We start from the raw sequence: 25,044 nt of genomic DNA on the forward strand, positions 1-25,044 counted from the left end.
AGGGTAAGTTACAAAAACTGAAGGGGATTGTTAAGGAAAAGATAAACCTGAAATTTTATTTGGAACAATCGTTCTAAAATGAATACGTTTGTATTGGAACATTCATTCCAAAATAAAAACAAAAAACAATTACACCATGAAAAAACTATTGGGAAAAGTAGCCATCATTACCGGGGCAACAAGTGGAATGGGTCTGGAAACGGCCAAAAAGTATCTTGAGGAGGGGGCCAAAGTGGTCCTTACCGGTAGAAGTCAGGACAAGTTGAATGCCATAGAGGACCAACTCTCTGGAGAGTATTTATTGGTCAGGGCAGAAGCCTCCAGTGTTTCAGACAGTGCGGACCTTGTGGCGCAAACCGTGGAGCGGTTTGGAAAGATCGACATCTTGTTCTTGAACGCAGGGGTTTTTAGAATAGAGCCTTTGGAACATCTGACCGAGCAGATTTTTGACGAAGTGTACGACATAAACGTGCGAGGCCCACTATTTACCGTAAAGGCCGCTTATGAATACTTGAACGAGGGAGCCAGTATCATTTTCAACACCTCCATTGTAAACGTAAAAGGCTTTACGGGCATGTCTGCCTACGGATCTAGTAAAGCGGCATTGCGATCCCTGACCCGTACATTGGCTGCCGAGTTGGGTCCCAAGGGAATCCGGGTGAATTCCATAGCACCGGGACCTATTGACACCCCTATTTACATTAAGCATAATGCGCCGCAGGAGAACGTGGACCAAATGGCATCCAACCTTCCATCATTGATACCCCAAGGTAGGTTTGGGACTGTTGAAGAGATTGCTTCTACGGCGGTATTCTTGGGGTCTTCGGACAGTAGCTATATCACCGGGGCGGAGATTCCCGTGGATGGAGGATTGGCGCAAGTGTAATTTTTTGAATACTTTCGAAAGAATTATTTCGAAACACATGCCAAGGGTAAAGCAGTTTGATGAAGCGGAGATATTGAACAAGGCTATGGAACTCTTTTGGGAAAAAGGGTTCCATGCCACTTCAATGCAGGATTTGGTGTCCCATTTGGGCATCAACAGGGCCAGTTTGTACGATACCTTTGGTAGCAAGGAAGCTCTTTTCCAGAATGCGGTGGAACACTATATTGAGGTGAGTGGTAGCTGTATCCGAACCTTGTTCGCAGTGGAAAATGATGTCCGTGTTGGACTCAAGAAACTTTTTGATATGGCTATTAACGAATCTCTTTGTGATCTGTCCAAAAAGGGGTGTTTTGTGGTCAATACCACCACGGAGCTCATTCCCGGGGATGCGGCCATTCAGGAAATGCTACAAAAGAACAGGGAGAACATGGAGGCAGTTTTTGTGGATTATATCCAAAAAGGAATCGACAAGGGCCAAATCGATGCCTTCAAAAATGCACAGGATGTTGGGTTAATGTTTTTTGGTCTATACAATGGACTCAGGGTTTTGGCCAAAGTGGACCCTACTTCGGAAAGTCTCAAAAAAATGGCGACTGCCGGGCTTTCCATCTTGAATTAAGCAGCGTTAAGGAACCCGTTTGTAGGCGAATAGCACTTCTTCAGCAGAATTGCCATCTTCAATGAGAACATAAATGTTCATCTCATTTTCATTCACCAGTTCCATGGTGAATCCTTCAAAAAAGACTTTGTTTTTTTCAACCTTTACCAACTTAAAATCAACGGTTGCATCTTTTTCCTCCCATCCCTTGAGGTTTCCCTGAAAGTGTTTCAACTGTAGGATCATGGTGTTCTCCACTTGTTGGATGTGTCCTATTTCATAAAAAGAAACCTTGTCGTCCTTTACCAGTTTAAAGACAAACATCATGGAGTCCCCGAGGGGAGGACTCCAGATTTCTTCTGCAATGCCGCCAAAGGCTTCGCCTTGCCAATGCCCAGATATCCAAGACACATCTTCCAGAGTAGCATTTGGGGATTGTTGACCTTCGGTCAATTGTAAGGTTTCTTGGGCTGAAACCATTCCCACATGACACAGGAATAGGATAATTGCAGTTCTCATACGATGTTTTATGGTAAGACGAACGACTGGCGATTAATTGGACAATGCAAATTTTACATTTACCGTGGTCTCCACTTTTATTTTTTCAAAATCGATGTCCAAGGGTTGTGCTTGGCCCATATCGGAACTCACTGCCTTCATTTCCATCATGGGCGCTTGGTTGTATCTGGGGTAGTACGGTTGCGAGTTGTCTGCAATATGAAGGGCAAGACCCACTTTTTGACCCAACGGTTTGGTGAGGGCAGTAGCCTTTTGCTTGGCCTTTTTCACGGCCCTGGTCTTCAGTTCCAGTTCCAGTTCATCCATTTTGGAATATTCGGTTTTTTCCAAAAAGGCGTTGGCAATATCCAACTGCTCCAAGGCCATCAATACCTCGCCGGCCTGTTTTCCAGAGTATACCAAAAGGGAATATTGCTTGCTTTTTAGCACTTCCTTGCCGCGTAAAAAATATTTTTGAAAGTTGCTGCTAAGGTCCTTGATCACCAATTGCTTGTCCAAATCCACTCCGAGGGCCTTTAAGCGTTGAGCCATTTTGTTTTCCTGCTCTTCCACAGAATTTCGGCCTTTGGAGTCCTTTTCTTGGATGGTGATGTTGAGGTAAATTTTATCTGGGGTGACCAAAGTGTCCACTTGGGCAGAGGTTTCCAAATAGGGAACATCCAAGAAACTCTTTGACTGTGCAAAAATTGCTGTTGAGAACAATAACCCGATGATGGGAATGATTACTTTTTTCATGCGTTTTGATTTTTTATTTAAAGGTAAATACTTCCCCCCAAGAAGCAAAACCTGTGCCGTTTTATGATCTATAAAATTTCAAAACATAAAAAAACTGGGGTATTCTCCAATATTCTTGAGTAAATTGTAAGTATGAAATTTGTTCTGGCACCCGATAAATATAAAGGTTCGCTTACTGGGCGGCAATTTTGCGATGCTGTTGAAAGTGGTATCAAAAAAGTTTTTCCTACTGCTGAAATGGTCAAAAAACCCCTGGCAGATGGTGGGGACGGTACCATTGAAGTTGTTGGACATTACTTGAATGCCACCATGGTTTCCCTTACGGTAAAGGACCCCCTTTTCCGGGATATGGAAGCAGCATATCTACTTTCGGGAGATGGGGAAACCGCCTTTATAGAAATGTCCGAAGCTTCGGGGTATAAATTATTGGCCAAATCGGAAATGAACTGCATGCACACCACTTCTTTGGGAACAGGTGAAATGGTCCTGGATGCGATGGAAAAAGGGGCTAGGAACATTGTTCTTGGCATTGGGGGCAGTGCCACCAATGACGGAGGCATGGGGTTGGCCATGGCTTTGGGGTATGAATTTTTGGACAAGGACGGACGAGTTTTGGAACCTGTGGGGAGGAATCTTATCCATGTAAAACACATCAGCAAGGAAAAAGTTTATGCCAAATTATCTGAAATCAATGTTCAGGTGGCCTGCGATGTCAATAATCCCTTGCATGGCAAACAAGGCGCGGCCCATATATATGGTCCCCAGAAGGGAGCTTCTCCAGATGAAGTGGTCTTTTTGGACCAAGGTTTGGAAAGTTTTGCGCAAGTACTGCAAGCTGTTTTTGATGTGGATGTACAGCAAATCCCGGGAGCTGGTGCCGCAGGGGGTATGGGAGCTGGGACCTTTGTTTTCTTGAATGCCCATTTAACGCCTGGGGTGGATTTGGTGATGCAATTGGCCCGTTTTGATGAGGCCTTGGAAGATGCGGATTGGGTCATCACTGGCGAAGGACAAATGGATGGTCAGACTTTTTCCGGAAAAACCATCAATGGGGTAGTGGGCAGGGCCCGGGCCAAAAATATCCCGGTTGCCGCTTTTTGTGGTTCCATGGATGTTTCCATAGAAGATATGCAGAAGATGGGACTTCAATATGGAGTTTCCATTTTAAACCATGTGGGCAATTTGGAGGATGCCAAGGCCAAAAGTTACCGGAATCTGGAATTGGCCAGTTATAATTTTGCGAGTCTTTTGAAACAGGCCAAAATGTAGTCAGGGCATGGATTTCCCTCTTCTCATTTTAAATTCCAAGGAAGTTTTTACAGAATTCCACTCACTATCCAAAATGGAAAAAAGGACTGTATCTCGAATAACCCCTTTTTCATCAATTCGATGGTTTCTCAGGATTCCTTCCTGTTTTGCCCCCAATCGTAGAATGGCATTGCGCGAAGGAAAATTGTGAAAATGGGTCCTGAACTCCACCGCTATGCAATCCAATACCCCAAAAGCGTGTTTCAATAGTAAATACTTACATTCGGTATTGACCCCGGTTCGCTGTACCCGCTCAGCGTACCAAGTGGCTCCGATTTCAACCCTTCTGTTTTGGGCATCGGCATTCAGGTAGCGGGTACTGCCCACCACAGTGTCGGTTTTTTTGTCGATAATGGCAAACGGAAGCGCCCTCTCCGCTTTTTGTTCGGAAAAGGCGATGCCCATGTAGGTGTCAATGGTTTCGGCAGATGGAACGGAAGTATACCACAATTCCCACAGTTTGCCATCTGAAGCTGCTGAGACCAAGGCCTCTCTGTGTTCGGTTAGCATAGGGACCAGCTTTACCAATTCTCCTTCCAACGTAATGGGTTGCAACCAAGGTGCCATAGAATTTATTTAATGTTGATGTCACCAAAGGTATTATGCCTGTCTGGATTTTACATAACAGAAGAACCGATAAGTGCTTATTGATTGTCCACACTGCGTACAATGAAATCCTTGTTGAGGGCCAGATAGATGTCGGCAGAAATATCAATGACATATTCTTTGTCGCTGGTAAAGACTTTTTGCGATTCTCCATTTTGGTGATCGTGTTCTTGGATATAGATGGTCTCCAATTTATCGTACATCCGTTTTCCAAGACTGAATCGCTTGATCACCGTGTATTTGTTAATGCTTCGTATGGCTGCCATGGTTTAGGTGTTCTGTTTCATTTATAAGACACCTAATGTTTGCTTTGGGTCACTTGGTTTTTTGCTGAAGAGGGTGTAAGAATCGATTAAAATCATTTACATCCGTTTACAAACGAAAACAAATGATTTCAAACCGATTCATGGTTTTAGGAGTTTCTAAGTTTGCCCTGTCGAACAAAAACCAGTCGATACCAATAACAGTTTAACGCTTAAATCTTACATCATGAATTCATTACGAAACAAAGTACAATTGATTGGAAACTTGGGCAACGACCCAGAAATCATTATCATGGAGAATGGGAACAAATTGGCCAAGTTTGCCGTGGCCACCAATGAATCCTATAAAAATGGCGATGGAGAAAAAGTGACCGATACCCAATGGCACAACATTGTTGCCTGGGGAAAAATGGCAGAGATTGCCGAAAATTACCTGGTCAAGGGCAAGGAAGTCATCATTGAAGGAAAATTAATGTCCCGTGCCTATGAAACCAAGGAAAGCGAGAAACGCTATATCACTGAAATTAAGTGTAATGAGCTTTTAATGTTGGGGAAATAGTACAATTTTCACATATGACCGAGAAAGGGGACAGTTGGTCCCCTTTCTTTTTGTTTATGATGATTTTACGATACCTTAAAGTAGATATGTGCAAGCGTTGGGGTACTTGTTCGTCTTACTAAAAAAGGATTGTTATGAAAACGGTAACCCCCCTGATATTGTTCCTTTGTTTTGGACCATTGCTGCTGGCCCAACAGGAGAACGTTGTGCTTCAAAACTTTAGGTTTTATGAAAATCTTGCCCTACGGGATGCCCAATATGAGCAGACCTTACATACCATGGACTTGCAAGATGAACAAGATTATTGGACAGACCAGCGGAATTATGAAAGACAATTGGGCACGGAAAACTTTGCGGCCTATTTGGTATACATGAAAGGCAAAAAAGACGCCTACCAACAGCATCTGCAGAACTGTTCGGAAGCCTGCGCCCACAGTGGACATTTTTTTGAAAGGGCCCACGAATATCTGTCCATTTCGGATGTGGAATATCTTAAGCAGTTAATGGAGACCGGAATGGTACTGAACACTTCCAAAAAACGAAACCCATAGAACCAAAAAATCCACCGACTGGTGGATTTTTATGCGACTTTTTTGAAAAGGTCAAAACAGGGACAACGTTTGCAACGCTTGTTTTCCCCCTTTTTATATTTTTTACAGCATTTGGTCTTGCAATCGGTGAGTGGTAGCTCTTTCAACAAGGCCTTTTTCTGTTTTTTGGCTTCTTTTTTCTTCTTCTTTCCCATCTATCAACGATAGTAGAGGGCCAAAAATAGTTATTTTAAATCAATCTAAATAAAAAAATTATCAACAGCTGGCTGTCCATGGTTTAAAAACAGAGGGAGACCCCCATGGTATTGGGGCCAAAGGAAAGGTTCCAACTCAATTTTTTCTGGTTATTGTTGTATTTTTCATCGTACTTGGAGTCCAAATAGCGGTCTATGGATTCCACAATAAAAATACTCAGGACGGTACTGAAAGCAACATCGGAAATCCAATGGAAGTCGTCCATCACCCGAACAAATCCCGGTACCAGACCAACGGTATAGATTCCTGCCTTTACCCAAGGGTTCTTGAATTGCTTGGCAATGGCGTAGGCATTACTGAAGGCCAACATGGCATGACCGGAAGGGAAAGAATCATAATCATATACACGGTCCAAGTGCAATGGATCAAACGTACTGGAGCTGGCTCCACTTTTGGGTCTGGCCCTACCAACGATACGCTTACTTACCTGCTGTAAAAAACCACCCGCCGTGGCAGAGGAAATCAAGAGAACTCCGGTACGTCTCAATTTTTCGTTCTTGGTGAAAAGACCTGCCAAGTACACCCCGCCCGTGAGCATGTAATTGTTCTCTGGGCTGCCATACTCATGTCCATAGTCAATCACAAAATCCGGAATGTCCTCACGAAAACCATTTTTCCAATCGTTGAGTTCATCATCCACGGTAAAAAGGAGCAAGGTGCCCCCTGTCAAATACCCAAAATTGGCCCAGTCGTTTCCTTTCCAGTGAAAGGGACGTGAATAGGCATGACCCACTCCTCCAAAAATATTTCCGACATCGTAAGTGAAGTCGTTCCAGAGCGTTTTGTCTTTTTTAGATTGAAAATCTTGACCGACAACAGGAAGTGCCATCAATAAAATAAAAAGGTATTTCAGCAATTTCATAGCGATTGAAAATAGCAATAGTCGGTAAAATTACGCATAAATATCCTGCGCCAACCGAAATGTATTGGCATGGGCCTCCACAATGATCTTGATGTCCGGGGAATACCCGCCGCCCATACTGCATTGCACTGGAATTTTGGCATCAAAACAGGTTTGCAACACATAGCGGTCACGCTCCTTGCACCCCTCCAAACTCATGGCCAAGGTGCCCAGTTTGTCCGAAGCCAACACATCCACACCACAGAGATAGAAGATAAAATCCGGTCGTACCGTTTTCAAAAGTTGCGACAGGGTCTTCTTTAGGAGGGAAAGATAGGTTTCATCCGTTGTGTCTTTTTCCAAGGGGATATCCAAATCCGAAGTCTCTTTTTTGAAAGGATAATTGCCCTTGCCGTGCATGGAAAATGTAAAAACAGTGGGGTCGTCCCGAAAAATCTCTGCAGTACCATTGCCTTGGTGCACGTCCAAGTCAATAATTAAAATTTGCTTGGCAAAATGATGCTGTTGAAGGTAACGGGCACCGATGGCTTGATCGTTCAGCAGGCAAAAGGCCTCGGCCCGATTGGAATAGGCGTGGTGGGTACCTCCTGCAATGTTCATGGCTACACCATGTTCCAAGGCAAATTCGCACCCCTTGATGGTTCCATCTGCGATGATCCGTTCCCGTTCTATTAACTCCTCGCTCAAGGGAAAGCCGATTTTTCGGGCAGCGCTTTTGTCCAGATCTAGGTTGATCAAATCCCGGTAGTAGCTTTCATCATGTACCGCCAAAATGTGCTTGTCATTGGGAAGGGAAGGCTCAAAAAAATTATTTGGGGAACAGCTTCCCTCGTGTAGCAATTGCTGGGGCAAAAGCTCATACTTTAGCATGGGGAACCGATGCCCGTTGGGCAAATGGTGTTTGTAAATGGGATGGAATGCTATTTTGAGCATTGGGCCATTTCTTTATTGATGTAATGCCAACTGAATGCGCTTTCTGGCCACATCCACATCCAATACCTTGACCACCACTTGCTGATGAAGGCTTACGTGTTCGTTGACATCCTTCACAAAAGTATCTGAAAGATTGGAAATATGGACGAGCCCACTTTCCTTGATACCGATGTCCACAAAGCACCCAAAATTGGTGATGTTGTTGACAATGCCCGGCAACAACTGGCCTTGTCTTAGATCGGTTATTTCCTTGATGTTTTGGTTGAAGGTAAACACCTTGGCTTTTTCCCTACGGTCCAAACCGGGTTTTTCCAGTTCTCCCAGAATATCTTTCAAAGTGGGAATTCCAATATCGTCCGTGCAATAGGATTCAAGGTCGATGCTTTGTAAGACCGATTTGTTGCCCACGATCTCTTTCAAGGAAATGCCCTGGTCCTTCACCATTTTTTTGACGATGGCGTAACTTTCCGGGTGAACGGCCGAATCGTCCAATGGATTTCCACCCTCTTTGATACGCAGGAACCCGGCACTTTGCTCAAAGGCCTTTCCGCCAAGGCGGGGCACTTTTTTGATCTGGTCCCTGCTGGTAAAGGCACCATTTTCATTGCGATAGGTGACAATATTTTCGGCCAGTTTTGGACCTATTCCCGACACATAACTGAGAAGGGGCACACTGGCGGTATTGATGTTGACCCCAACCGAGTTCACACAACTCTCCACTACGGTGTCCAAGGAGGTTTTCAATTGGGTTTGGTCCACATCGTGTTGGTATTGGCCCACCCCAATGGATTTGGCATCTATTTTCACCAATTCGGCCAAGGGGTCTGCCAAACGGCGTCCAATGGATACTGCACCCCTGACGGTAACATCGTAGTTGGGGAATTCATCCCGGGCAATCTTGGAGGCCGAATAAATCGAAGCTCCCGCTTCACTGACCACAAAAACCTCAATGGGATTTTTGAACGCGATGCGTTTTACCAGTTGCTCCGTCTCCCGTGATGCGGTGCCATTGCCAATGGCTATGGCCTCAATTTTGTACGCATCGACCAAGGAACTTATCTTTTTGATGGCCCCTGCACTGTCCCGCTGGGGTGGATGGGGGTAAATGGTCTCGTTGTGTTTTAGATCGCCCTGCGCATCCAAACACACCACTTTACAGCCCGTTCTGAACCCCGGGTCTATGGCCAAAATACGTTTTTCACCTAAAGGAGCACCCAATAGCAATTGCTTTAGGTTTTTGGAGAATACCTGTATGGCCGAAGTATCCGCTTTTTCTTTGGCAGCCTTTAGCAGCTCGTTGGAAAGGGAGGGGAATAAAAGTCGTTTGTAGGCATCCGCAATCGCCAGTTCAATCTGTTGCGAAGAAGCATTGTTTGATTTGATGATGCGTTTTTCCATGGCATCGAGTGCCCTATCATCATCGATTTCAATCTTAACCCGGATGAACCCTTCGTTTTCAGCCCGCATGATGGCCAAAAATCGGTGGGAGGGACAGCGGTCCAGTGGCTCGCTCCAATCGAAATAGTCACGGAACTTTTGGGCTTTTTCGTCCTCCTTTTTGGTTTTGATGACCTTGGTGGTGATCACGGCATGGCGTTCCAGCTGGTTGCGCAGCTGATTTCGGATGTCCGAACGTTCATTGATCCATTCAGCAATAATGTGGCGGGCGCCTTCCAGAGCTTCATCTTCATTGTTGACGTCCTTGCCCAAATATTTTGAAGCGATGAACTCAATCTCATCACTCCGCTGGGCCATGATGATCTTTGCCAAGGGTTCCAACCCATTCTTTCGGGCGGTTTCGGCTTTGGTCTTTTTACTTTTCTTAAAAGGGAGGTAAAGATCTTCCAGGCTGGTAAGGTCGGAACAGTCCTGGAGCTTTGCCTTCAACTCTGGTGTGAGTGCGCCCTGTTCCTCGACCGCTTTGATAATGGCGGACTTTCGCTTTTCCAGGGCCTCAAACTGGACTTTGTACTGTACGATGGCCCCGACTTGGACTTCATCCAGATTTCCGGTACGTTCCTTTCTATAACGGGAAATAAAGGGAACGGTACAATCTTCGTTCAACAAGGCCACGGTATTTTCCACACTTTTTTCCGAAAGCTGGGTGTGGCGCACGATATAAGGAACAAGTTGCATTCTCTAATAAAGGTTAAGTACGTTTTCGAATAATAAGAAAGTGAATTTGGGGTGTTTCAAACTAAAACGTAACCATTTTATAAACATTTTCATCAGTTATATAGCCCAAAATAGTTTCTTCTCTTGATTTGAAAACGTCTTTAGAGTCAATGTCTTTATTGTTTTCTAGATAACTACTGATTTTGTCAAAACTATTCTGCGGGACATTGCCTTTCTGATGTTCAAAATTTTGGTTGAAAATGGATTTGAAATAAGTTGAATGACTATTGGTAACATTGAAATAAGCGAAACCGGTAACGTTTAAAAATCCGATTTCAGTAATGGGAAAAGCATATCCAATGATAGGGATTTTTACCTTTTTAAAAGATCCTAAAGAAACGATGTGATTCTCATTGGCAGGATAGATGGAAACACCAATTTCGTCATCAGACACATCTCTTAAGAACCTATTCTCATTTTCAATTTCTCGAAGATTATTACCGTAGAGGGAGCCATCTACTCCTATAGGGGTATTTTTAAAATCGATGTCCTTGTTTTTTTCTATGGTATAGGTTTGCAGAACATCCCTGCTATTATAATCCTTAATCTCAAACTTTAAAATATTGTTGGTGGCAGTTACCCCCAAATAATGCCCTTTGTAAATAAAACTGTTTGATTTTTTCCATGCAGGCGCATTGGCTATATAAGGTTTATTGAACGTTGTTATTCCATATCCAAAATCTTCAGGATCGATTTGGATAACTTGGCTATAACTTCTATTACTTTCAAAAGTAAGGTAGAAAGCATCTTTTTCAAGAAAGAGTTTGGATGCTGCCGCAGATGTTTCCAAGGAATTTGGTGTTGAAGCATCTATTTTAACCAATAATTCTTCAACCTTTCCGCCAAAAGGTTGTGACATCAGGGTGTAAATGTCCACTATAGAATTGTCCCAATATCTAAATTTTTCATGGGTAAGGTCCAATGTTTTTTTTGAATACCCGCCTTGGTCATCAAACACATAGAAATTTAGGATACTGGATTTATCTTGAATGCTAAGGATATGTACTTTTCCATTATGGTCAAAAGCTTGTAGAAAAGTCTCTTTTTTGAATTTCAGGTCAAGAGGCTCTGATTTAGTGGAACTTGAATTGAAATCGACCTCTACCACGCCAAATTCATCTTTTGATCTATTGGTCAGATAAAATATAAAAAGATTGTTGCCCTTTTTTTGTGCGCCAAATGGGATATTATATTCCTTGGGAAAAGTTGAGGCCTCAAAAGAACCAACTTCTTCAAGATTAGAGTTGACAAGTGTGGCCAACATTTTTTTGTTGTCCGCAAAAAATAGGCTCATTTCATAATCGGAAAGATTGGTGATCTGATATGTACTTTTTACTTTGAAATCAGTGGGTAGTTGCTTTTCAAAAAGTACTTCCTGAGCAAATACATGTGAAATGAATGCAGGGATGATAAGCAAATAAAACAAGGTTGATTTCTTCATGTTTTATCGCATAATTTAGTTAATACTTTCCCCATTCCCAACCCCATCTTCATCTGGGTTGACAAACACCAATTTTCCTTCTTGGTTTTCGGTCATCAAGATCATCCCTTGACTTTCCACGCCGCGCAATTTTCTAGGGGCAAGGTTTACCAAAACGGTCACTTTTTTCCCTACGATATCTTCCGGCTTAAAACTTTCGGCAATTCCAGAAACAATGGTTCGGGTATCCAGTCCGGTGTCTACTTTCAATACCAAGAGCTTATTGGCCTTGGGCATTTTTTCGGCCTCTACAATGGTGCCCACACGCATATCCAGTTTTGTGAAATCGTCAAAAGTGATGGTATCTTTTTCAGGGGTCACGGCTTTGTCCATTTGTGCATTTACTTTTTTGGTGGCTTCCAGTTTGTCCAATTGTTGTTGGATCTCCACATCTTCAATTTTTCTGAAGAGGAGTTCACTGGGGTTGATTTGATGCCCTACAGGGAGTAAGGTTTCGGAAGAACTTACACTATCCCAATTGATTTCGACTGCACTCGAACCTATGTTTAGGATGTTCTTTAATTTTTCCGAAGTAAAAGGCAAAAAGGGTTCACTGAGAACGGCCAAACCAGTGGCAATCTGAAGGGCAACGTACATAATTGTCCGTACCCGTTCCTCATCGGTCTTTATCAACTTCCAGGGTTCTTCATCGGCCAAGTATTTGTTGCCCAATCGGGCCAAGTTCATCAGTTCCTGACTGCCTTCCCGAAAGCGATACCGCTCCAAGGAGTTGGAAAGTATTTCGGGAAAGCCCTTAAGGGCTTGCAGGGTCTGCTTGTCCAAATCGGTGAAGGTGTTGGGAGTAGGTACCACCCCATTATAGTATTTATGGCTCAATACGGCTACACGGTTCACGAAATTCCCGAAAATGGCCACCAACTCATTGTTATTGCGAGCCTGAAAATCCTTCCATGTAAAATCGTTGTCCTTGGTCTCAGGAGCATTGGCGGTCAAGGCGTAGCGAAGCACATCTTGCATACCGGGGAACTCTTCCAAATACTCGTGCAGCCAAACGGCCCAATTCTTTGAGGTAGAAAGCTTGTTGCCCTCCAAGTTCAAAAACTCATTGGCCGGTACGTTTTCCGGCAAAATAAAATCGCCATGGGCCTTGAGCATGCTTGGGAAGATGATGCAGTGGAACACAATATTGTCCTTTCCAATAAAATGGACCAACTTGGTGTCTTTGTCCGTCCAATAGGGCTTCCAATCTTTTCCTTCACGTTTGGCCCATTCCTTGGTAGAGGAGATGTATCCGATAGGGGCATCAAACCAAACGTAGAGCACTTTTCCCTCGCCGCCTTCCACAGGAACGGGGATTCCCCAATCCAAATCGCGGGTCACAGCGCGGGGCTTTAGCCCATCGTCTATCCATGATTTGCATTGACCGTAAACATTAGGTTTCCAGTCGGATTTATGGCCTTCCAGAATCCACTCTTTGAGGAAATCCTCATAACGGTCCAAAGGCAAAAACCAGTGTTTGGTTGTTTTAAGCACAGGAACCCCTCCGGTTATGGTTGATTTTGGGTTGATCAGATCGGTTGCGTTCAAGGACGAGCCACAGTTTTCACATTGGTCGCCATAAGCTTCCTCATGTCCGCATTTGGGACAGGTACCGATCACAAACCTATCGGCCAAAAACTGTTGTGCCTCCTCATCGTACAATTGTTCGGTCTCTTCTTCAATAAAATCATCTTGATCATAGAGTTTTTTGAAAAAGTCCGAAGCAGTTTTATGGTGCACCTCTGCCGAAGTCCTGGAATAGTTGTCAAAGGAAATCCCAAATTCGGCAAATGATTTTTTTATGATGCCGTGGTACTTGTCTATGATCTCTTTTGGGGAGACCCCTTCTTTTTTGGCCTTCATGGGGATGGCCACCCCGTGTTCATCGCTACCGCAAATAAAGGCCACATCCTCACCTTTTAGTCTAAGGTAGCGGGAATAGATATCCGCAGGGACATAAACCCCGGCCAAATGGCCAATATGAATGGGTCCGTTGGTGTAGGGCAGCGCAGCTGTGATGGTATATCTTGAAGGAGACATTGTCTTGGGCATGAATGGTATAATTAGGCCCCAAAAATACTCATTTTGCAAGAAGCCTAAAATGGCTGGGTATGAAAAAGCAAAACCTCCGGATTGTGCAACCCAAAATTGGGGTGTGGGGTTGCGCAACTGGAGGCTTTTGCCATAACTGACTAGTGTCCCGCTCTTGTTACATGATCATTACGGATTTGCTCATTCGCTTATCCGCAACGGATATTCTGTATATGTATTTTCCTGTGGCCAAACTATCCCTCATATTTTCTCTAATATTGATTTCGGTTGAGCCTTCCAACATCATCTCATTGAAGACCGTTCCCACTTTTTGTCCTAGAATATTGAAGAGTTCAATGTCCACATGGGCGGCAATGGGCATTTCTAAATGAATGTGTGGTGCGCGTTGGTTAGGATAGTAAGGAGTATGTACAATGTTGTTCAACAAATCTGGATTGGGGTCCATTCCATCTTCACCCGGAGGTGTTTCCGGGAAGGTTGGAGGGTCGTTGTCCATGGCGATATCATCAAACTCTTCGCCGCTACAGTTAAATCCAAGATCAATGGCCCTGTAGGTGTATCCCAATAAATGTTGTTCCACCGATGCTCGGGGAACACAAAGCCATTCAGCCAAAACGGTACCATAAAGGTCCCTGAAGTCCATGGTGTATTCCAAATTTCCTCGGTTATTGGGCTCGTCTAGGGAAGGGTGATCGCCCACAAAGGCACTTCCACTCAATCCAGACCCGAAGAAAAGGGTAGGGGCGGCCTTACCGTGGTCGGTACCATTGGAGCCATTTTCAAATATCCTACGGCCAAATTCGGAGAAGGTCATGCTCAGTACCTTGTCATCTTGCTCTGTACAGGCCAAGTCTTCATAAAAGTTGTTGATGGCAATAGAGAGATTGCTCATGAGCCTTTCGTGTACAATAGGCTGGTTTCCGTGTGTGTCAAAACCGCCAATTGAAATCATATATACTTTAGTGCCAAGCCCTCCTTTGATCAACTTGGCCAATAGGGCCAATTGTCTTGCAAAGCCATTGTCTTGGTATTCCACACAACGCAAGGCATCACCACGCTCATAAGCTTCATGTATTTTGCCGGCATATTCGTAGGTGGTATTGGCAACACCTCTTAAAAAGCGTAATTGATCACCGTACATACAGTCATCAAATGGTGTGTTTTCATCCACATCATAAAACAAACCCGTCTCTGCAATCTGCTGTAACTGCTCCACATTGTTCGTTACAAAGGCGTAGTTGGTTTCCTCGCCCTGAAAGACCAAGTTGGCCAGATTCCCAATTTGAATGGCGGCAGGGGCCTCAGGAGGATTGATGAGATAATCTGGATATAGTTCTTCAAAATGTCTTCCCATCCAACCTGTGCGCTCCCCACTGAAACCCGTAGTGTTCAAATCGGTGTTCGCAAAAATATCGGAACCGGTAAAATGGGAAAGGCTTTGGTTTTCGTAACCTACCCCGTGCACGGCCTTGAACTGGCCATCACCCCAAAGCGATTCCAATGAGTTCATATAGGTGGGAACCCCAAAATCGTCAGTCAGTTTTAAGATTTTACTTTCAGGGATGTAGATATTGGGCCTTGCATTGGCATAGGAATCATATTGTTGTATGGGAATAACCGTGCTCAGTCCATCATTACCTCCGGACAGCCTGATCAGGACCAAAATATTGTCTGTTTCGGCAGCAGCAATCGCAGCAGTCAAGGGCGAGGGGGCCGAAGCGGAAATAAGGTTGCTCCCTAAGAACATGGAACCCGATCCTGCAATACCCAAGGCTTGGATAAAGGAACGTCTGCTCCAGTTTTTGTGTTCCAAATCGTGGCCTTCATGCTCAAGACCCTTATATGGAGTTGTATTGTGGTTGTGGTGAGAATCGCACATGGTGTAGGGTTATTTAAGTTGAAATTCGGGTTCTCTGGACATGTGTCTTAACAATAGGTATACTTGCGAAGGTCCAGTTTCCCAACCCAGCAAAGTCCAAGAGGGTTGGGTGCCCCCTTCGTAGTAGTTAACGTCCACATCGCTTCTGAAAGCGATATAGGCTCTATCATAGTCGGCATCGGTCAGTAGGCCTTTTGGTGTAAACCAGTCTATTATGGGTTTCGCCACCAAATCCGGGTTATTACTTGTTTGCCCTGCATTGCCCGAAAGTGCCAGTCCCAAATCCCTGAATTGTTCGGCATTGTCTTGGTAGAAACGCTGCAGGAACATCTCCGATGTCAGCCAACGGCCAATAATAAAATTGGTATTGATCCATTGCCGATCTCTTTGCCAACCGGCCACATCATAGGGGTCAAAAAGTTGCTGACCTATAAGCCCTGCAGAATCTATCATATTGATCACGGTGGTATCGTCATACCCAAAACCGGTTTCCTTGACCATGTTCAGATACAGGTCGAACGGACTTTTTATAATGACTCCGATCGTAGTTTCGTCAAAAAAGTGTTGACTTTTGAAAAGCTGGCGAAGTACTGGGGCAATTTCAAAATTGTTGGCCACAAAAGTTTGTGCCATCCCGTTAATAATGTCCAAGGCATTACCGCCTTCTTCCCCTGTGGAATCTGGGTGCACAAAATATTCATAAAGCTTCTTGCAGATAAACCCTGCAATTTCATTCCCTCTTTCGTTGAAGAGAATGTCAATGACATCATCATACCCCCAATTACCAGTTTGACCAAAAATGGTCTTGTTCTCTGTATTGAAATCCTCAGCGTTGAAGGTTACTTGTGTGCATCCTTCTTCCCCAGTTTCCGTATATCCCGATAACGCTTTTGAAGTTTCAATGATATCTTGTTCGGTATAGGCATTTCCCTCACCCAAGGTAAACAGTTCAAAAAGTTCCCTACCGTAGTTTTCATTGGGATTGTTCCCTCGGTTTCGTACCCCGTCCAAATAATACAGCATGGCACTTGTGAGGCCAATTTCGTGGACAAAGGTCTTAAAATTGCCCAAGGCGTTTCGTTGCAGGCAATTGATATAGTAGTAAAGAAATTGGTTACAGTTGTACACATCGATCTCGGTTACAAAATGATTGCTCCAAAAGAAGCTCATTCGATCTCGAAGACCGTTGGTGAGGAGTGCATTGCCGTAGGCGATTGAAAACTCTTCGAATTGGGCCCTTCGCATCTGTCCTGCCAAATCATCATCGTCCGGATAGTTGGCATTGGTCCAATCTGCCCATGCCGGGGCTGGAATGACCGGAGAGGCCAGTGCTTGATTTACTAGGTTGTCTACCAAACTCCCTGCATTTTGATTTATGGCATTGTTGATGGTTGGGACCGAGGCACTGAAATCAAGTCTCCGATAGAGATGGGCGGCACGTAGCCGATCCAATGGAGTAGTGTACGGCGCTAAGGTCGAGGTATTACAATTGATGAAGTACTCCATAGCAAATTCTGGCGTTAATTTGGTACATAGTTCGGGGCAACTATATGTTTATGCTAATGTTGGATGTGGTTCAATTGGGCCAACAAATTACAATCTTAACGTTCTGCACCCCATGAACTACCAAATTTTTCGATGAAATGCATCTTTTTTTCAGTATTTTTCTTTTTGCATGGCAAAACACACCGAATTTGGGAAACTAGGAGAGCAACTGGCAGTGGATTTTCTCTTGAACAATGGGTATGGGATTTGTGCGAGAAATTACCGGTACCTCAAAAGCGAAATCGATATAGTTGCCCAAAAAGGAAATACCTTGGTCGTTGTCGAGGTGAAGTCAAGAAATATGGGCTTTTTGGAAGATATTTCAGAGACAGTTAGCTCCAAAAAAATACAGCTTTTGGCCATGGCTGCAAATCATTATGTGCAACAAGAGGACCTAGATGTAGAGGTTCGTTTTGATATTATCAAGGTGGTTAAAAGGGGCAATAGTTTTGAAATAGAGCACCTTGAAGATGCGTTTTATTATTTTTAACCATTTGTTCGTTTTGTAACAATATGTTATTTTTGTAGCGAAGCCAAACTAAACCTAAAAATGAAAACAATCTCAGCGGTAGTTGAACATTACATCAAAAAGAAGCCTTTTTTGCAAACTGCCCTTGCGCAGGGCATCATTAACCTAACCTCGCTTTCCCGTCAAATCAAGCCCGAAATTGCCGATGAATTGGGCAAGGACGTCAAGGATGGGGCCATTGTGATGGCCCTTAAAAGACTATCAGACGACCTTGAATTCAGGGCCACGCACAGAATAGTGAAGGTCCTCAAGAACATTGGGGAAATTACAGTGCGTTCCAATTTGACCGATTATACCTTCTTGGCCTCTGATACCATATTACAACAACAGGCCCGACTCTTGGAGGAAGTAAATGCCAATCAGGATGTGTTCTATACCTCTTCCCGTGGGGTGAATGAAATCAATATTGTGATCAGCAATATTATGGATCGCGTGGTGGAAAAATATTTTAAGACGGAGCGCTGTACACAAAAAGTGGAGGGACTTTCCTCGATTACCGTAAAACTCCCTTCTGAGAATGTATCCGTGCCGGGAATCTATTATTTTATTTTTCAGCGATTGGCCTGGGAGGGCATTATTTTATACGAAGTGATCTCCACCACCAATGAGTTCACTATTCTGGTCAACGAAGAACAGGTCGATGTGGCCTTTAAGACCATAAAAGATCTAAAGTCTTTATAGTTGAGGATAAGGAAGCCAATTTTTCCGTCCAATTCGGAATTGAGGCGGTTCCCATAACAATTGTTAACTTCAAACAATTATTAAGGCTATCTATTCTATGAAACCATTGTTGAGACTCTCCTTGTTATTATGTGTATTGGGTTATCTACCCACCATGGCACAAGACCTCTATTTTCCCGAACGAAACGAATCATGGAAAATGGCGGACAAAAATCAGTTTAAGTACGATGTGCAGCAGTTGGGCGAAGCTGTGGATTTTGCCAAGGCTAACGAGTATTCTGGGTCCAGGGATTTGCGACGTGCCATTCTGGAAGGATTTCAGCGAGAACCCTTTCATGAAATTTTGGGACCAACCAAAAAACGTGGTGGTCCAGCAGGAATGATTTTAAAGGATGGCTATATCCTTGCTTCTTGGGGTGATACCAAGCGGGTTGATATGACCTTTAGTGTTACCAAGAGCTTTTTGTCCACGGTAGCGGGATTGGCAGAAGATGCTGGATTGATTCAGGATACCAAGGACAAAGTGGCCAATTATGTTTGGGACGGAACTTTTGATGGAGAACACAATACCAAAATAACCTGGGAACATCTGCTGCAACAAAACTCGGATTGGTCCGGAGAGCTTTGGGGTTTGAAGGATTGGGCGGACCGTCCACCCAATGAAGGGGGGCTGGACGATTGGAAATTCCGTAAGCTTAATGAACCGGGTACGGTCATGGAATACAATGATGTGCGGGTGAATGTTTTGGCCTATTCCCTGACCAATGTGTGGCGAAAGCCTTTGCCCATGGTTTTAAAAGAACAATTGATGGATCGTATTGGGGCCACCACCGCTTGGCGTTGGTATGGCTATGATCACGCTTGGACCGAAATAGATGGGCTACAGATGAAATCGGTTACGGGAGGTGGGCATTCAGGTGCCGGTTTGTTTATCTCTACCGAGGATATGGCCCGTTTTGGAATGGTGTTCATGAACCAAGGTAAGTGGGGCCAACAACAGTTGATCAGTCCGGAGTGGATTAAAAAAGCCACACAACCCTCAGTCCCCAATGTTAATTATGGCTATATGTGGTGGCTCAACCAAAAAGGGCCACGACATTGGGAGGGGGTGCCTGAGCACTTGTTCTATGCCGCTGGCTTTGGAGGCAATTTTATAGTGGTGGACCAAAGAAATGGATTGCTCATCGTAACCCGATGGCTGGAACCTTCAAAAATCGGGGAGTTTGTAAAGCAGGTGTACGAGGCATTTTAATCCTAGCCTAATTTCAAGTGGATATCACAAAACCCAAATTGAATGGCATTTTCGGGGTCTGATGGATTATCATAGGTCTTTAAGACCTTTTCTCCAATGTTGAATGGGATAGGGGCCTTGAAAATAGGTCCGTCAAAACAGAACGTATGGTATTCCCCGTTTTCACCACAAGGATCAACATCTGATGGAAATTTGTTTAGGAGTTCTTGGGACAATTCCTGTCCCAAAAAAGATGCATCCAATTTTGAATTGTTGATGCAAATGATCACTGCCCGAAACCCCAGTCCCAAAAATTCTTTTATCAATTGAGTGGTGTCCTTTTTCCACAAAGGGAACAGTGTGGTTAATCCATAAGGAGTTAGCATCTCCTCCCGATATTGCTTAAGGTCTTCCAGAAAGATGTCCCCAAAACCGGTATGGGTATACCCTTCGGAGCGCAATTGGGTAACTGTGTTTCGCATCAACTCATTGTATTGTTCCATACTGGGCTTTTCTGGAACTTCCAGGATATCCAAAGGAATCCCAACAGCCGCTGCTTGTGCCTCCAAAACTTTTCTGGGCAAGCCATGCATGGAAACTCGATTGTAATGCGCATTAACCGTGGTCAACAATCGGTCAACTTCATAATGTCCTTGCTCTAACAGATAGTGGAGTGCCAATGCGGAATCCTTGCCGGAACTCCAGTTGAAATAGGTCTTTGGTTTTTGTTCCATGAGTGGTTTTTGGGTTATGATACCGCCACTTTTTGGGGGCTAAGGGGTTCCAAAACCTTCAACGCCTTTTCCACACTGGTGACTCTATCGAATACCAACAACAAACGCAGTCCGTTACGGGTCTGCTTTTCCTTGAGTTTGGCTTGTTGGGGATGGTGCTGTACATAGTGCAACACTTGGGTGAAGGCGGCGGTTTGGTAAAACTTGGATTGCTGGTCTGCTATAAAATACCCCATGAATTTGCCCTTTTTCATAATGACCTTTTCCAGACCAATATCTGTGGCGATCCATTTGATCCGAATGGAATTCAACAAGTCCACGGCTTGCTGTGGCAGTTCCCCAAAACGATCCACCAACTCGGATTCATATTTTATGAGCCCCTCCTCATCCTTGATTTCATTGAGTTGGGTATAGAGGTTCAATCGCTCTGTGATGTTGTTGATATAGTCATCTGGGAAGAGCAGTTCAAAGTCCGTATCCAGTTGAATGTCCTTCACAAAAACTTTTTCCTTGTGGCCTTCCACTTCCTCGTACAACTCCTTGAACTCATTTTCCTTGAGTTCCTCTATGGCCTCGGTCAATATTTTCTGATAGGTCTCAAATCCTATTTCGTTGATGAAACCACTCTGTTCCCCGCCCAATAAATCACCGGCACCACGGATTTCCAAATCCTTCATGGCAATGTTGAATCCACTTCCCAAATCGGTAAATTGCTCTAGGGCCTCGATACGTTTTCGGGCGTCGGGGGTCATGACCTCATACGGAGGGGTAATGAAGAAACAGAACGCCTTTTTGTTGCTTCGGCCTACACGGCCTCGCATTTGATGCAGGTCGCTCAAGCCAAAATTGTTGGCATTGTTGATGAAAATGGTGTTGGCGTTGGTCACGTCCAATCCACTTTCCACAATGGTGGTGGAAACCAGCACATCAAACTCCCCGTTCATAAAGGCCAACATGAGCTGCTCCAGTTTTTTGCCTTCCATCTGTCCGTGGCCTATCCCAATTTTGGCATCGGGGACCAGACGCTGGATCATTCCGGCCACTTCCTTGATATTCTCAATGCGGTTATGGATAAAAAATACCTGCCCGCCTCTTTGGATTTCATAGGAAACCGCATCACGGATGATTTCCTCATTGAATCGAATGACCTGACTTTCGATAGGGTATCGGTTGGGCGGCGGCGTGTTGATGACGGATAGGTCCCGGGCTGCCATCAAACTAAATTGCAGGGTTCTTGGGATAGGTGTGGCGGTCAGTGTAAGCACATCAACATTTTGCTTGATGGAACGGAGTTTTTCCTTTACTGAAACCCCAAATTTTTGCTCCTCATCCACAATCAATAATCCCAATTCCTTGAACTGGACATTTTTGTTGACCAACTGATGGGTTCCGATGATAATATCGATTTTGCCTGCCGCCAAACGCTCCAGAACATCCTTTTTCTCCTTGGCGGTCCTAAAACGGTTTAGGTAATCCACGGTTACGGGCATATCCTTCAAACGCTCCCGAAAGGTTCTGCTATGCTGGAATGCCAAGATGGTAGTGGGCACCAGAACAGCCACTTGTTTCCCATTGTCCACGGCCTTGAAGGCCGCACGGATGGCTACCTCGGTCTTCCCAAAACCAACATCCCCACAGATGAGTCGGTCCATTGGGCGCTCACTCTCCATGTCCTTTTTGACATCTTGGGTGGATTTTTCCTGATCGGGGGTGTCCTCATACAAAAATGAAGCCTCCAACTCGTGTTGCAAATAACTGTCCGGGGCATATTGAAACCCTTTTTCCAGCCTCCTTTTGGCATATACCTGAATGAGGTTGAAAGCAATTTTCTTGACCCGGCTCTTGGTTTTTTGTTTGAGGTTTTTCCAAGCCGCTGAACCAAGCTTGTATATTTTTGGGGGTGCCCCGTCCTTGCCGTTGTATTTGGAAATCTTGTGTAGGGAATGGATGCTGACATATAATATGTCCCGGTCACCATAGATCAATTTGATGGCTTCTTGTTTCTTGCCTTCAACATCTATTTTTTGCAGTCCCCCAAACTTACCAATACCATGGTCAATATGGGTTACATAATCCCCAATCTCAAGTTTGTTGAGTTCCTTAAGGGTAATGGCCTGTTTTTTGGCGTACCCATTTTTCAGGTGAAACTTATGGTAGCGCTCAAAGATTTGATGATCGGTGTAACAGGCCAGTTTTAGATCTACATCAATGAAACCTTGATAGAGTGGAAAAACCAGGGTTTGGTAGTGTACGGTCTGATCTACTTCCTCAAAAATATCGTGAAGACGCTTGGCCTGTTGTTCGGTGGAACAGAATATATAATTGGTGAAACCCGCTTCCCGATTCTCATTGAGGTTTTCAATGAGCAGGTCAAATTTTTTATTGAAGGCAGGCTGGGGTTTGGTGTTGAATTGAATAGCAACATTATTGTTCTCTGTCTGCTTCTCGACTGCGCTCGAAGTGACAGTTGCTCCTATTTCAACACATAGAAAATCCTGCAATTGGGATTTCAGCAGAGTGGAGTCCACAAAAAGCTCTTGGGGTTTCGCATGCTTGATTTCCTCGCTTAGTTTGGTGAAACTTTCCTCCGCCTTGGCAAAAAAGGAATCAATGCGATCATAGATCAAAGCCGGGTTTTTGGCAAAAACCACCGTCTTGGATGAAATATACTTGAGGAAACTCTCACGGCTCTCCTGCAAAAATTTGTTCTCCACATTGGGTATAATGGTGATTTTCTTCACCTTTTCCAGAGAGAGCTGTGTCTCTACATCAAACGTACGGATGCTGTCCACTTCGTCCCCAAAAAATTCAATACGGTAAGGCTCATCATGTGAAAAGGAAAATACATCCACAATACCTCCACGTACCGAAAATTCCCCGGGTTCGGTCACAAAATCCACCCGTTTGAACTGGTATTCGAAAAGCACCTCGTTCAAAAAATCCAACGAAAGGGTGTCTTCCAATTTTATCTTGAGGGTGCTTTTGTCCAGTTCCTTTCGAGTGACCACTTTTTCAAAAAGAGCATCGGGATAGGTGACAATAATTGCCGGCTTCTTTCTGGAGTTGATACGGTTGAGGACTTCGGCCCGCAGCAGCACGTTGGCATTGTCCGTCTCTTCAATTTGATAGGGTCTGCGGTAGCTGCCCGGGTAAAAAAGCACATCTTTTTCCCCGATCAACTGTTCCAAATCGTTCAAGTGGTAGGCAGCCTCTTCCTTATCGTTCAAAATCAATAGAAAAGGTGTCTCGACCGATTTAAAGGTTTCAGAAAGTACAAAGGAAAGGGACGAACCCACAAGACCTTTGATGTTGATTTTTGGGGAGGGTTGAGACGTGTCGGATGTGTCCGAATCTGGGCTTTGGGCAATGGTATCCCGCAGTTTTCCCAGTGGGGAAGACTGTGCGTAGTGTTGTGAAATGGAGACTTTGGTCAATCCAAAAACTTTGCGACAAAGATAAAATGAAATGTTTTTTATAAAAAGTGTTTTTTGGATTTCTCAATCGTCCCTGTGTTCCTCATTTCGAAATGATACCGAGGTTTGTTCTGTTGGTAAGCAATTGGTCAAAAGGGCAATCTAGACTTTTTTGGTTTTTGACACGAATGACACAAACATTTCAAGTTGTCATTCTGAACTGAGCGAAGAATCTATTGGTGGTTGTAAGGTCTAAAGTTAGGACACGAACTATTTCGAATTCTTTTTGTCATTTCGAGCCCTGTCCTGAGTGTATGCGAAGGAGCTGTGAGAAATCTATGATTTGGTGGGATTTCTCAATCAATGTTCCGCATCTCATATCGAAATGACAAATCGGTGGTATTTTCAACCAGACCCCTGAGTGGAGTTGAAGGGGCATTTTTGGAAATCTAAACCTTGACCACAGTATCTTCCACAATAGCGAATACCTCATCTTTTTTTGTAGGCTTAAGGGTGTGGGTTCCCGTAAACTCCCCAAAGGCGGGTAGGATCATTTGGTTTTTGGTTTTAAAAAAGCAGGGGAGTCGCAGGCTTTGCCTTCCCAACCCCCTTAGCTTTACGGCAGGATGGATGTGACCGCAAAACGTGAATTTGGCCCCTCTTGTTTCAGGATGATGGGTCAACAAGAAATCATCGATGAGAAGTTCTGGGAAGATGGCAATGTTGAGCTGCTCAAATTTTAAGGGTGAAATGATATCGTGGTTCCCGGTCACCAGAATGATTTCCGCAGGGGTTTTGGCTACCCAATTTTCAAACAGCTCCCATTCCTTGTTGAGCGAGGAATGAAAAAGATCGCCCAAGAAACAGATTTGGAAAGGTTGTAGTTCGGACACGATTTGGTCCAACAACATATAATTTTTATGGACTGCCTTTTGGGGGACGGCCGCCCCAAATTTTCTAAAGTGCGATACTTTACCCAGATGCACATCGCTGATGAGCAATAGCGATTTTTCCACCCAAAAAACTCCGCCCAAAGGGTGCAATTGGAACTCCTGGTCTTGTATGATTATGTTTTGGGTCACGATAGTTTGCTGGTACAAATTTAATGGTATTGTCCTTTCGAACGAATGTGGGAAATCTTTTAAATTGACACGAATGGCACTAATTGTTGCAAGTGTTCTGTTGTCATTTCGAACCGAGCGAAGCGGGTGTGAGAAATCTATTCAAAACAAGATTTCTCAATCGTCGCC

At 44.2% G+C, this 25,044-nt stretch carries 22 protein-coding genes; 8 read left to right on the forward strand and 14 right to left on the reverse strand.

Features of this window, described 5'->3' with window-relative positions; all coding sequences use genetic code 11:
* Positions 1–136: 136 nt before the first annotated feature.
* Together F8C76_RS13970 and F8C76_RS13975 are read left to right on the forward strand one after the other, a co-directional pair.
* Positions 137–886, forward strand: coding sequence for an SDR family NAD(P)-dependent oxidoreductase (locus F8C76_RS13970; RefSeq protein WP_152132318.1), 750 nt, complete (start codon positions 137–139; stop codon positions 884–886).
* A 37-nt stretch (positions 887–923) separates the two neighbouring features.
* A complete protein-coding gene (locus tag F8C76_RS13975) occupies positions 924–1,505 on the forward strand; it encodes a TetR/AcrR family transcriptional regulator (protein ID WP_170284033.1) in 582 nt (193 codons plus the stop codon).
* Positions 1,506–1,511: 6 nt separating this feature from the next.
* Here the strand turns inward: F8C76_RS13975 and F8C76_RS13980 are convergent, their stop codons facing one another.
* Positions 1,512–2,003, reverse strand: a complete 492-nt coding sequence (locus F8C76_RS13980; protein WP_152132320.1) for a DUF6265 family protein — start codon at positions 2,001–2,003, stop codon at positions 1,512–1,514.
* 33 nt (positions 2,004–2,036) lie between these two features.
* Entirely contained in the window at positions 2,037–2,738 is a 702-nt protein-coding gene (locus F8C76_RS13985; RefSeq protein WP_152132321.1) for an SIMPL domain-containing protein, read from the reverse strand.
* A gap of 132 nt (positions 2,739–2,870) precedes the next feature.
* On the opposite strand from F8C76_RS13985, the gene F8C76_RS13990 reads away from it, so the two are divergent.
* On the forward strand, positions 2,871–4,007 hold the full coding sequence (locus F8C76_RS13990; protein ID WP_152132322.1) for a glycerate kinase: 1,137 nt from the start codon (positions 2,871–2,873) through the stop codon (positions 4,005–4,007).
* On the opposite strand, the gene F8C76_RS13995 is transcribed toward F8C76_RS13990, so the two are convergent.
* Positions 4,008–4,613, reverse strand: a complete 606-nt coding sequence (locus tag F8C76_RS13995) for a GNAT family N-acetyltransferase (RefSeq protein ID WP_152132323.1) — start codon at positions 4,611–4,613, stop codon at positions 4,008–4,010.
* Between the two features lie 77 nt (positions 4,614–4,690).
* On the reverse strand, positions 4,691–4,918 hold the full coding sequence (locus tag F8C76_RS14000) for a hypothetical protein (protein ID WP_152132324.1): 228 nt from the start codon (positions 4,916–4,918) through the stop codon (positions 4,691–4,693).
* A gap of 223 nt (positions 4,919–5,141) precedes the next feature.
* Here F8C76_RS14000 and F8C76_RS14005 point away from each other — a divergent pair, with 223 nt between their 5' ends.
* Together F8C76_RS14005 and F8C76_RS14010 are read left to right on the forward strand one after the other, a co-directional pair.
* Entirely contained in the window at positions 5,142–5,474 is a 333-nt protein-coding gene (locus F8C76_RS14005; RefSeq protein ID WP_152132325.1) for a single-stranded DNA-binding protein, read from the forward strand.
* A gap of 134 nt (positions 5,475–5,608) precedes the next feature.
* Complete coding sequence (locus F8C76_RS14010; RefSeq protein ID WP_152132326.1) at positions 5,609–6,025, forward strand: hypothetical protein; 417 nt, start codon at positions 5,609–5,611, stop codon at positions 6,023–6,025.
* A gap of 277 nt (positions 6,026–6,302) precedes the next feature.
* Here the strand turns inward: F8C76_RS14010 and F8C76_RS14015 are convergent, their stop codons facing one another.
* From F8C76_RS14015 to F8C76_RS14045, 7 genes are all read right to left on the reverse strand, one after another.
* On the reverse strand, positions 6,303–7,142 hold the full coding sequence (locus F8C76_RS14015; RefSeq protein ID WP_152132327.1) for a phosphatase PAP2 family protein: 840 nt from the start codon (positions 7,140–7,142) through the stop codon (positions 6,303–6,305).
* Between the two features lie 30 nt (positions 7,143–7,172).
* A complete protein-coding gene (locus F8C76_RS14020) occupies positions 7,173–8,075 on the reverse strand; it encodes a histone deacetylase family protein (protein ID WP_152132328.1) in 903 nt (300 codons plus the stop codon).
* A gap of 12 nt (positions 8,076–8,087) precedes the next feature.
* Complete coding sequence (locus F8C76_RS14025; RefSeq protein ID WP_152132329.1) at positions 8,088–10,211, reverse strand: Tex family protein; 2,124 nt, start codon at positions 10,209–10,211, stop codon at positions 8,088–8,090.
* 61 nt (positions 10,212–10,272) lie between these two features.
* Positions 10,273–11,691, reverse strand: coding sequence for a hypothetical protein (locus F8C76_RS14030; protein WP_152132330.1), 1,419 nt, complete (start codon positions 11,689–11,691; stop codon positions 10,273–10,275).
* A 15-nt stretch (positions 11,692–11,706) separates the two neighbouring features.
* Positions 11,707–13,782, reverse strand: a complete 2,076-nt coding sequence (gene metG / locus F8C76_RS14035; RefSeq protein ID WP_152132331.1) for a methionine--tRNA ligase — start codon at positions 13,780–13,782, stop codon at positions 11,707–11,709.
* A 157-nt stretch (positions 13,783–13,939) separates the two neighbouring features.
* Positions 13,940–15,661 carry a DUF1501 domain-containing protein gene (locus F8C76_RS14040; RefSeq protein WP_129655256.1) on the reverse strand — a complete coding sequence of 574 codons (1,722 nt, stop codon included), beginning with the start codon at positions 15,659–15,661 and terminating at the stop codon, positions 13,940–13,942.
* Positions 15,662–15,670: 9 nt separating this feature from the next.
* Entirely contained in the window at positions 15,671–17,167 is a 1,497-nt protein-coding gene (locus F8C76_RS14045; protein WP_152132332.1) for a DUF1800 domain-containing protein, read from the reverse strand.
* Between the two features lie 169 nt (positions 17,168–17,336).
* On the opposite strand from F8C76_RS14045, the gene F8C76_RS14050 reads away from it, so the two are divergent.
* The 3 genes from F8C76_RS14050 to F8C76_RS14060 all read left to right on the forward strand — a co-directional run bounded on the left by F8C76_RS14050 (position 17,337) and on the right by F8C76_RS14060 (position 19,668).
* Positions 17,337–17,696, forward strand: a complete 360-nt coding sequence (locus F8C76_RS14050) for a YraN family protein (protein WP_152132333.1) — start codon at positions 17,337–17,339, stop codon at positions 17,694–17,696.
* A gap of 60 nt (positions 17,697–17,756) precedes the next feature.
* Positions 17,757–18,416, forward strand: a complete 660-nt coding sequence (locus F8C76_RS14055; RefSeq protein ID WP_129655261.1) for an aspartate kinase — start codon at positions 17,757–17,759, stop codon at positions 18,414–18,416.
* A 154-nt stretch (positions 18,417–18,570) separates the two neighbouring features.
* Complete coding sequence (locus tag F8C76_RS14060) at positions 18,571–19,668, forward strand: serine hydrolase domain-containing protein (RefSeq protein ID WP_249042419.1); 1,098 nt, start codon at positions 18,571–18,573, stop codon at positions 19,666–19,668.
* Positions 19,669–19,670: 2 nt separating this feature from the next.
* Here F8C76_RS14060 and F8C76_RS14065 read toward each other — a convergent pair whose 3' ends face one another.
* From F8C76_RS14065 to pdeM, 3 genes are all read right to left on the reverse strand, one after another.
* Positions 19,671–20,381 (reverse strand): Dph6-related ATP pyrophosphatase, encoded by a 711-nt coding sequence (locus tag F8C76_RS14065; protein WP_152132335.1) that lies wholly within the window; start codon positions 20,379–20,381, stop codon positions 19,671–19,673.
* Positions 20,382–20,395: 14 nt separating this feature from the next.
* Complete coding sequence (gene mfd / locus F8C76_RS14070; RefSeq protein ID WP_152132336.1) at positions 20,396–23,815, reverse strand: transcription-repair coupling factor; 3,420 nt, start codon at positions 23,813–23,815, stop codon at positions 20,396–20,398.
* Positions 23,816–24,243: 428 nt separating this feature from the next.
* Entirely contained in the window at positions 24,244–24,876 is a 633-nt protein-coding gene (gene pdeM, locus F8C76_RS14075; RefSeq protein WP_152132337.1) for a ligase-associated DNA damage response endonuclease PdeM, read from the reverse strand.
* Positions 24,877–25,044: the final 168 nt, after the last annotated feature.

This window comes from Flagellimonas olearia, assembly GCF_009184425.1.
GTDB lineage: Bacteria > Bacteroidota > Bacteroidia > Flavobacteriales > Flavobacteriaceae > Flagellimonas > Flagellimonas olearia.

Bases quoted from the DNA above. Each gene is read 5' to 3' on its own strand.
- F8C76_RS13970 (WP_152132318.1), top strand. From the start codon at position 137: ATGAAAAAACTATTGGGAAAAGTAGCCATCATTACCGGGGCAACAAGT.
- F8C76_RS13975 (WP_170284033.1), top strand. From the start codon at position 924: ATGCCAAGGGTAAAGCAGTTTGATGAAGCGGAGATATTGAACAAGGCT.
- F8C76_RS13980 (WP_152132320.1), bottom strand. From the start codon at position 2,003: ATGAGAACTGCAATTATCCTATTCCTGTGTCATGTGGGAATGGTTTCA.
- F8C76_RS13985 (WP_152132321.1), bottom strand. From the start codon at position 2,738: ATGAAAAAAGTAATCATTCCCATCATCGGGTTATTGTTCTCAACAGCA.
- F8C76_RS13990 (WP_152132322.1), top strand. From the start codon at position 2,871: ATGAAATTTGTTCTGGCACCCGATAAATATAAAGGTTCGCTTACTGGG.
- F8C76_RS13995 (WP_152132323.1), bottom strand. From the start codon at position 4,613: ATGGCACCTTGGTTGCAACCCATTACGTTGGAAGGAGAATTGGTAAAG.
- F8C76_RS14000 (WP_152132324.1), bottom strand. From the start codon at position 4,918: ATGGCAGCCATACGAAGCATTAACAAATACACGGTGATCAAGCGATTC.
- F8C76_RS14005 (WP_152132325.1), top strand. From the start codon at position 5,142: ATGAATTCATTACGAAACAAAGTACAATTGATTGGAAACTTGGGCAAC.
- F8C76_RS14010 (WP_152132326.1), top strand. From the start codon at position 5,609: ATGAAAACGGTAACCCCCCTGATATTGTTCCTTTGTTTTGGACCATTG.
- F8C76_RS14015 (WP_152132327.1), bottom strand. From the start codon at position 7,142: ATGAAATTGCTGAAATACCTTTTTATTTTATTGATGGCACTTCCTGTT.
- F8C76_RS14020 (WP_152132328.1), bottom strand. From the start codon at position 8,075: ATGCTCAAAATAGCATTCCATCCCATTTACAAACACCATTTGCCCAAC.
- F8C76_RS14025 (WP_152132329.1), bottom strand. From the start codon at position 10,211: ATGCAACTTGTTCCTTATATCGTGCGCCACACCCAGCTTTCGGAAAAA.
- F8C76_RS14030 (WP_152132330.1), bottom strand. From the start codon at position 11,691: ATGAAGAAATCAACCTTGTTTTATTTGCTTATCATCCCTGCATTCATT.
- metG (WP_152132331.1), bottom strand. From the start codon at position 13,782: ATGCCCAAGACAATGTCTCCTTCAAGATATACCATCACAGCTGCGCTG.
- F8C76_RS14040 (WP_129655256.1), bottom strand. From the start codon at position 15,661: ATGTGCGATTCTCACCACAACCACAATACAACTCCATATAAGGGTCTT.
- F8C76_RS14045 (WP_152132332.1), bottom strand. From the start codon at position 17,167: ATGGAGTACTTCATCAATTGTAATACCTCGACCTTAGCGCCGTACACT.
- F8C76_RS14050 (WP_152132333.1), top strand. From the start codon at position 17,337: ATGGCAAAACACACCGAATTTGGGAAACTAGGAGAGCAACTGGCAGTG.
- F8C76_RS14055 (WP_129655261.1), top strand. From the start codon at position 17,757: ATGAAAACAATCTCAGCGGTAGTTGAACATTACATCAAAAAGAAGCCT.
- F8C76_RS14060 (WP_249042419.1), top strand. From the start codon at position 18,571: ATGGCACAAGACCTCTATTTTCCCGAACGAAACGAATCATGGAAAATG.
- F8C76_RS14065 (WP_152132335.1), bottom strand. From the start codon at position 20,381: ATGGAACAAAAACCAAAGACCTATTTCAACTGGAGTTCCGGCAAGGAT.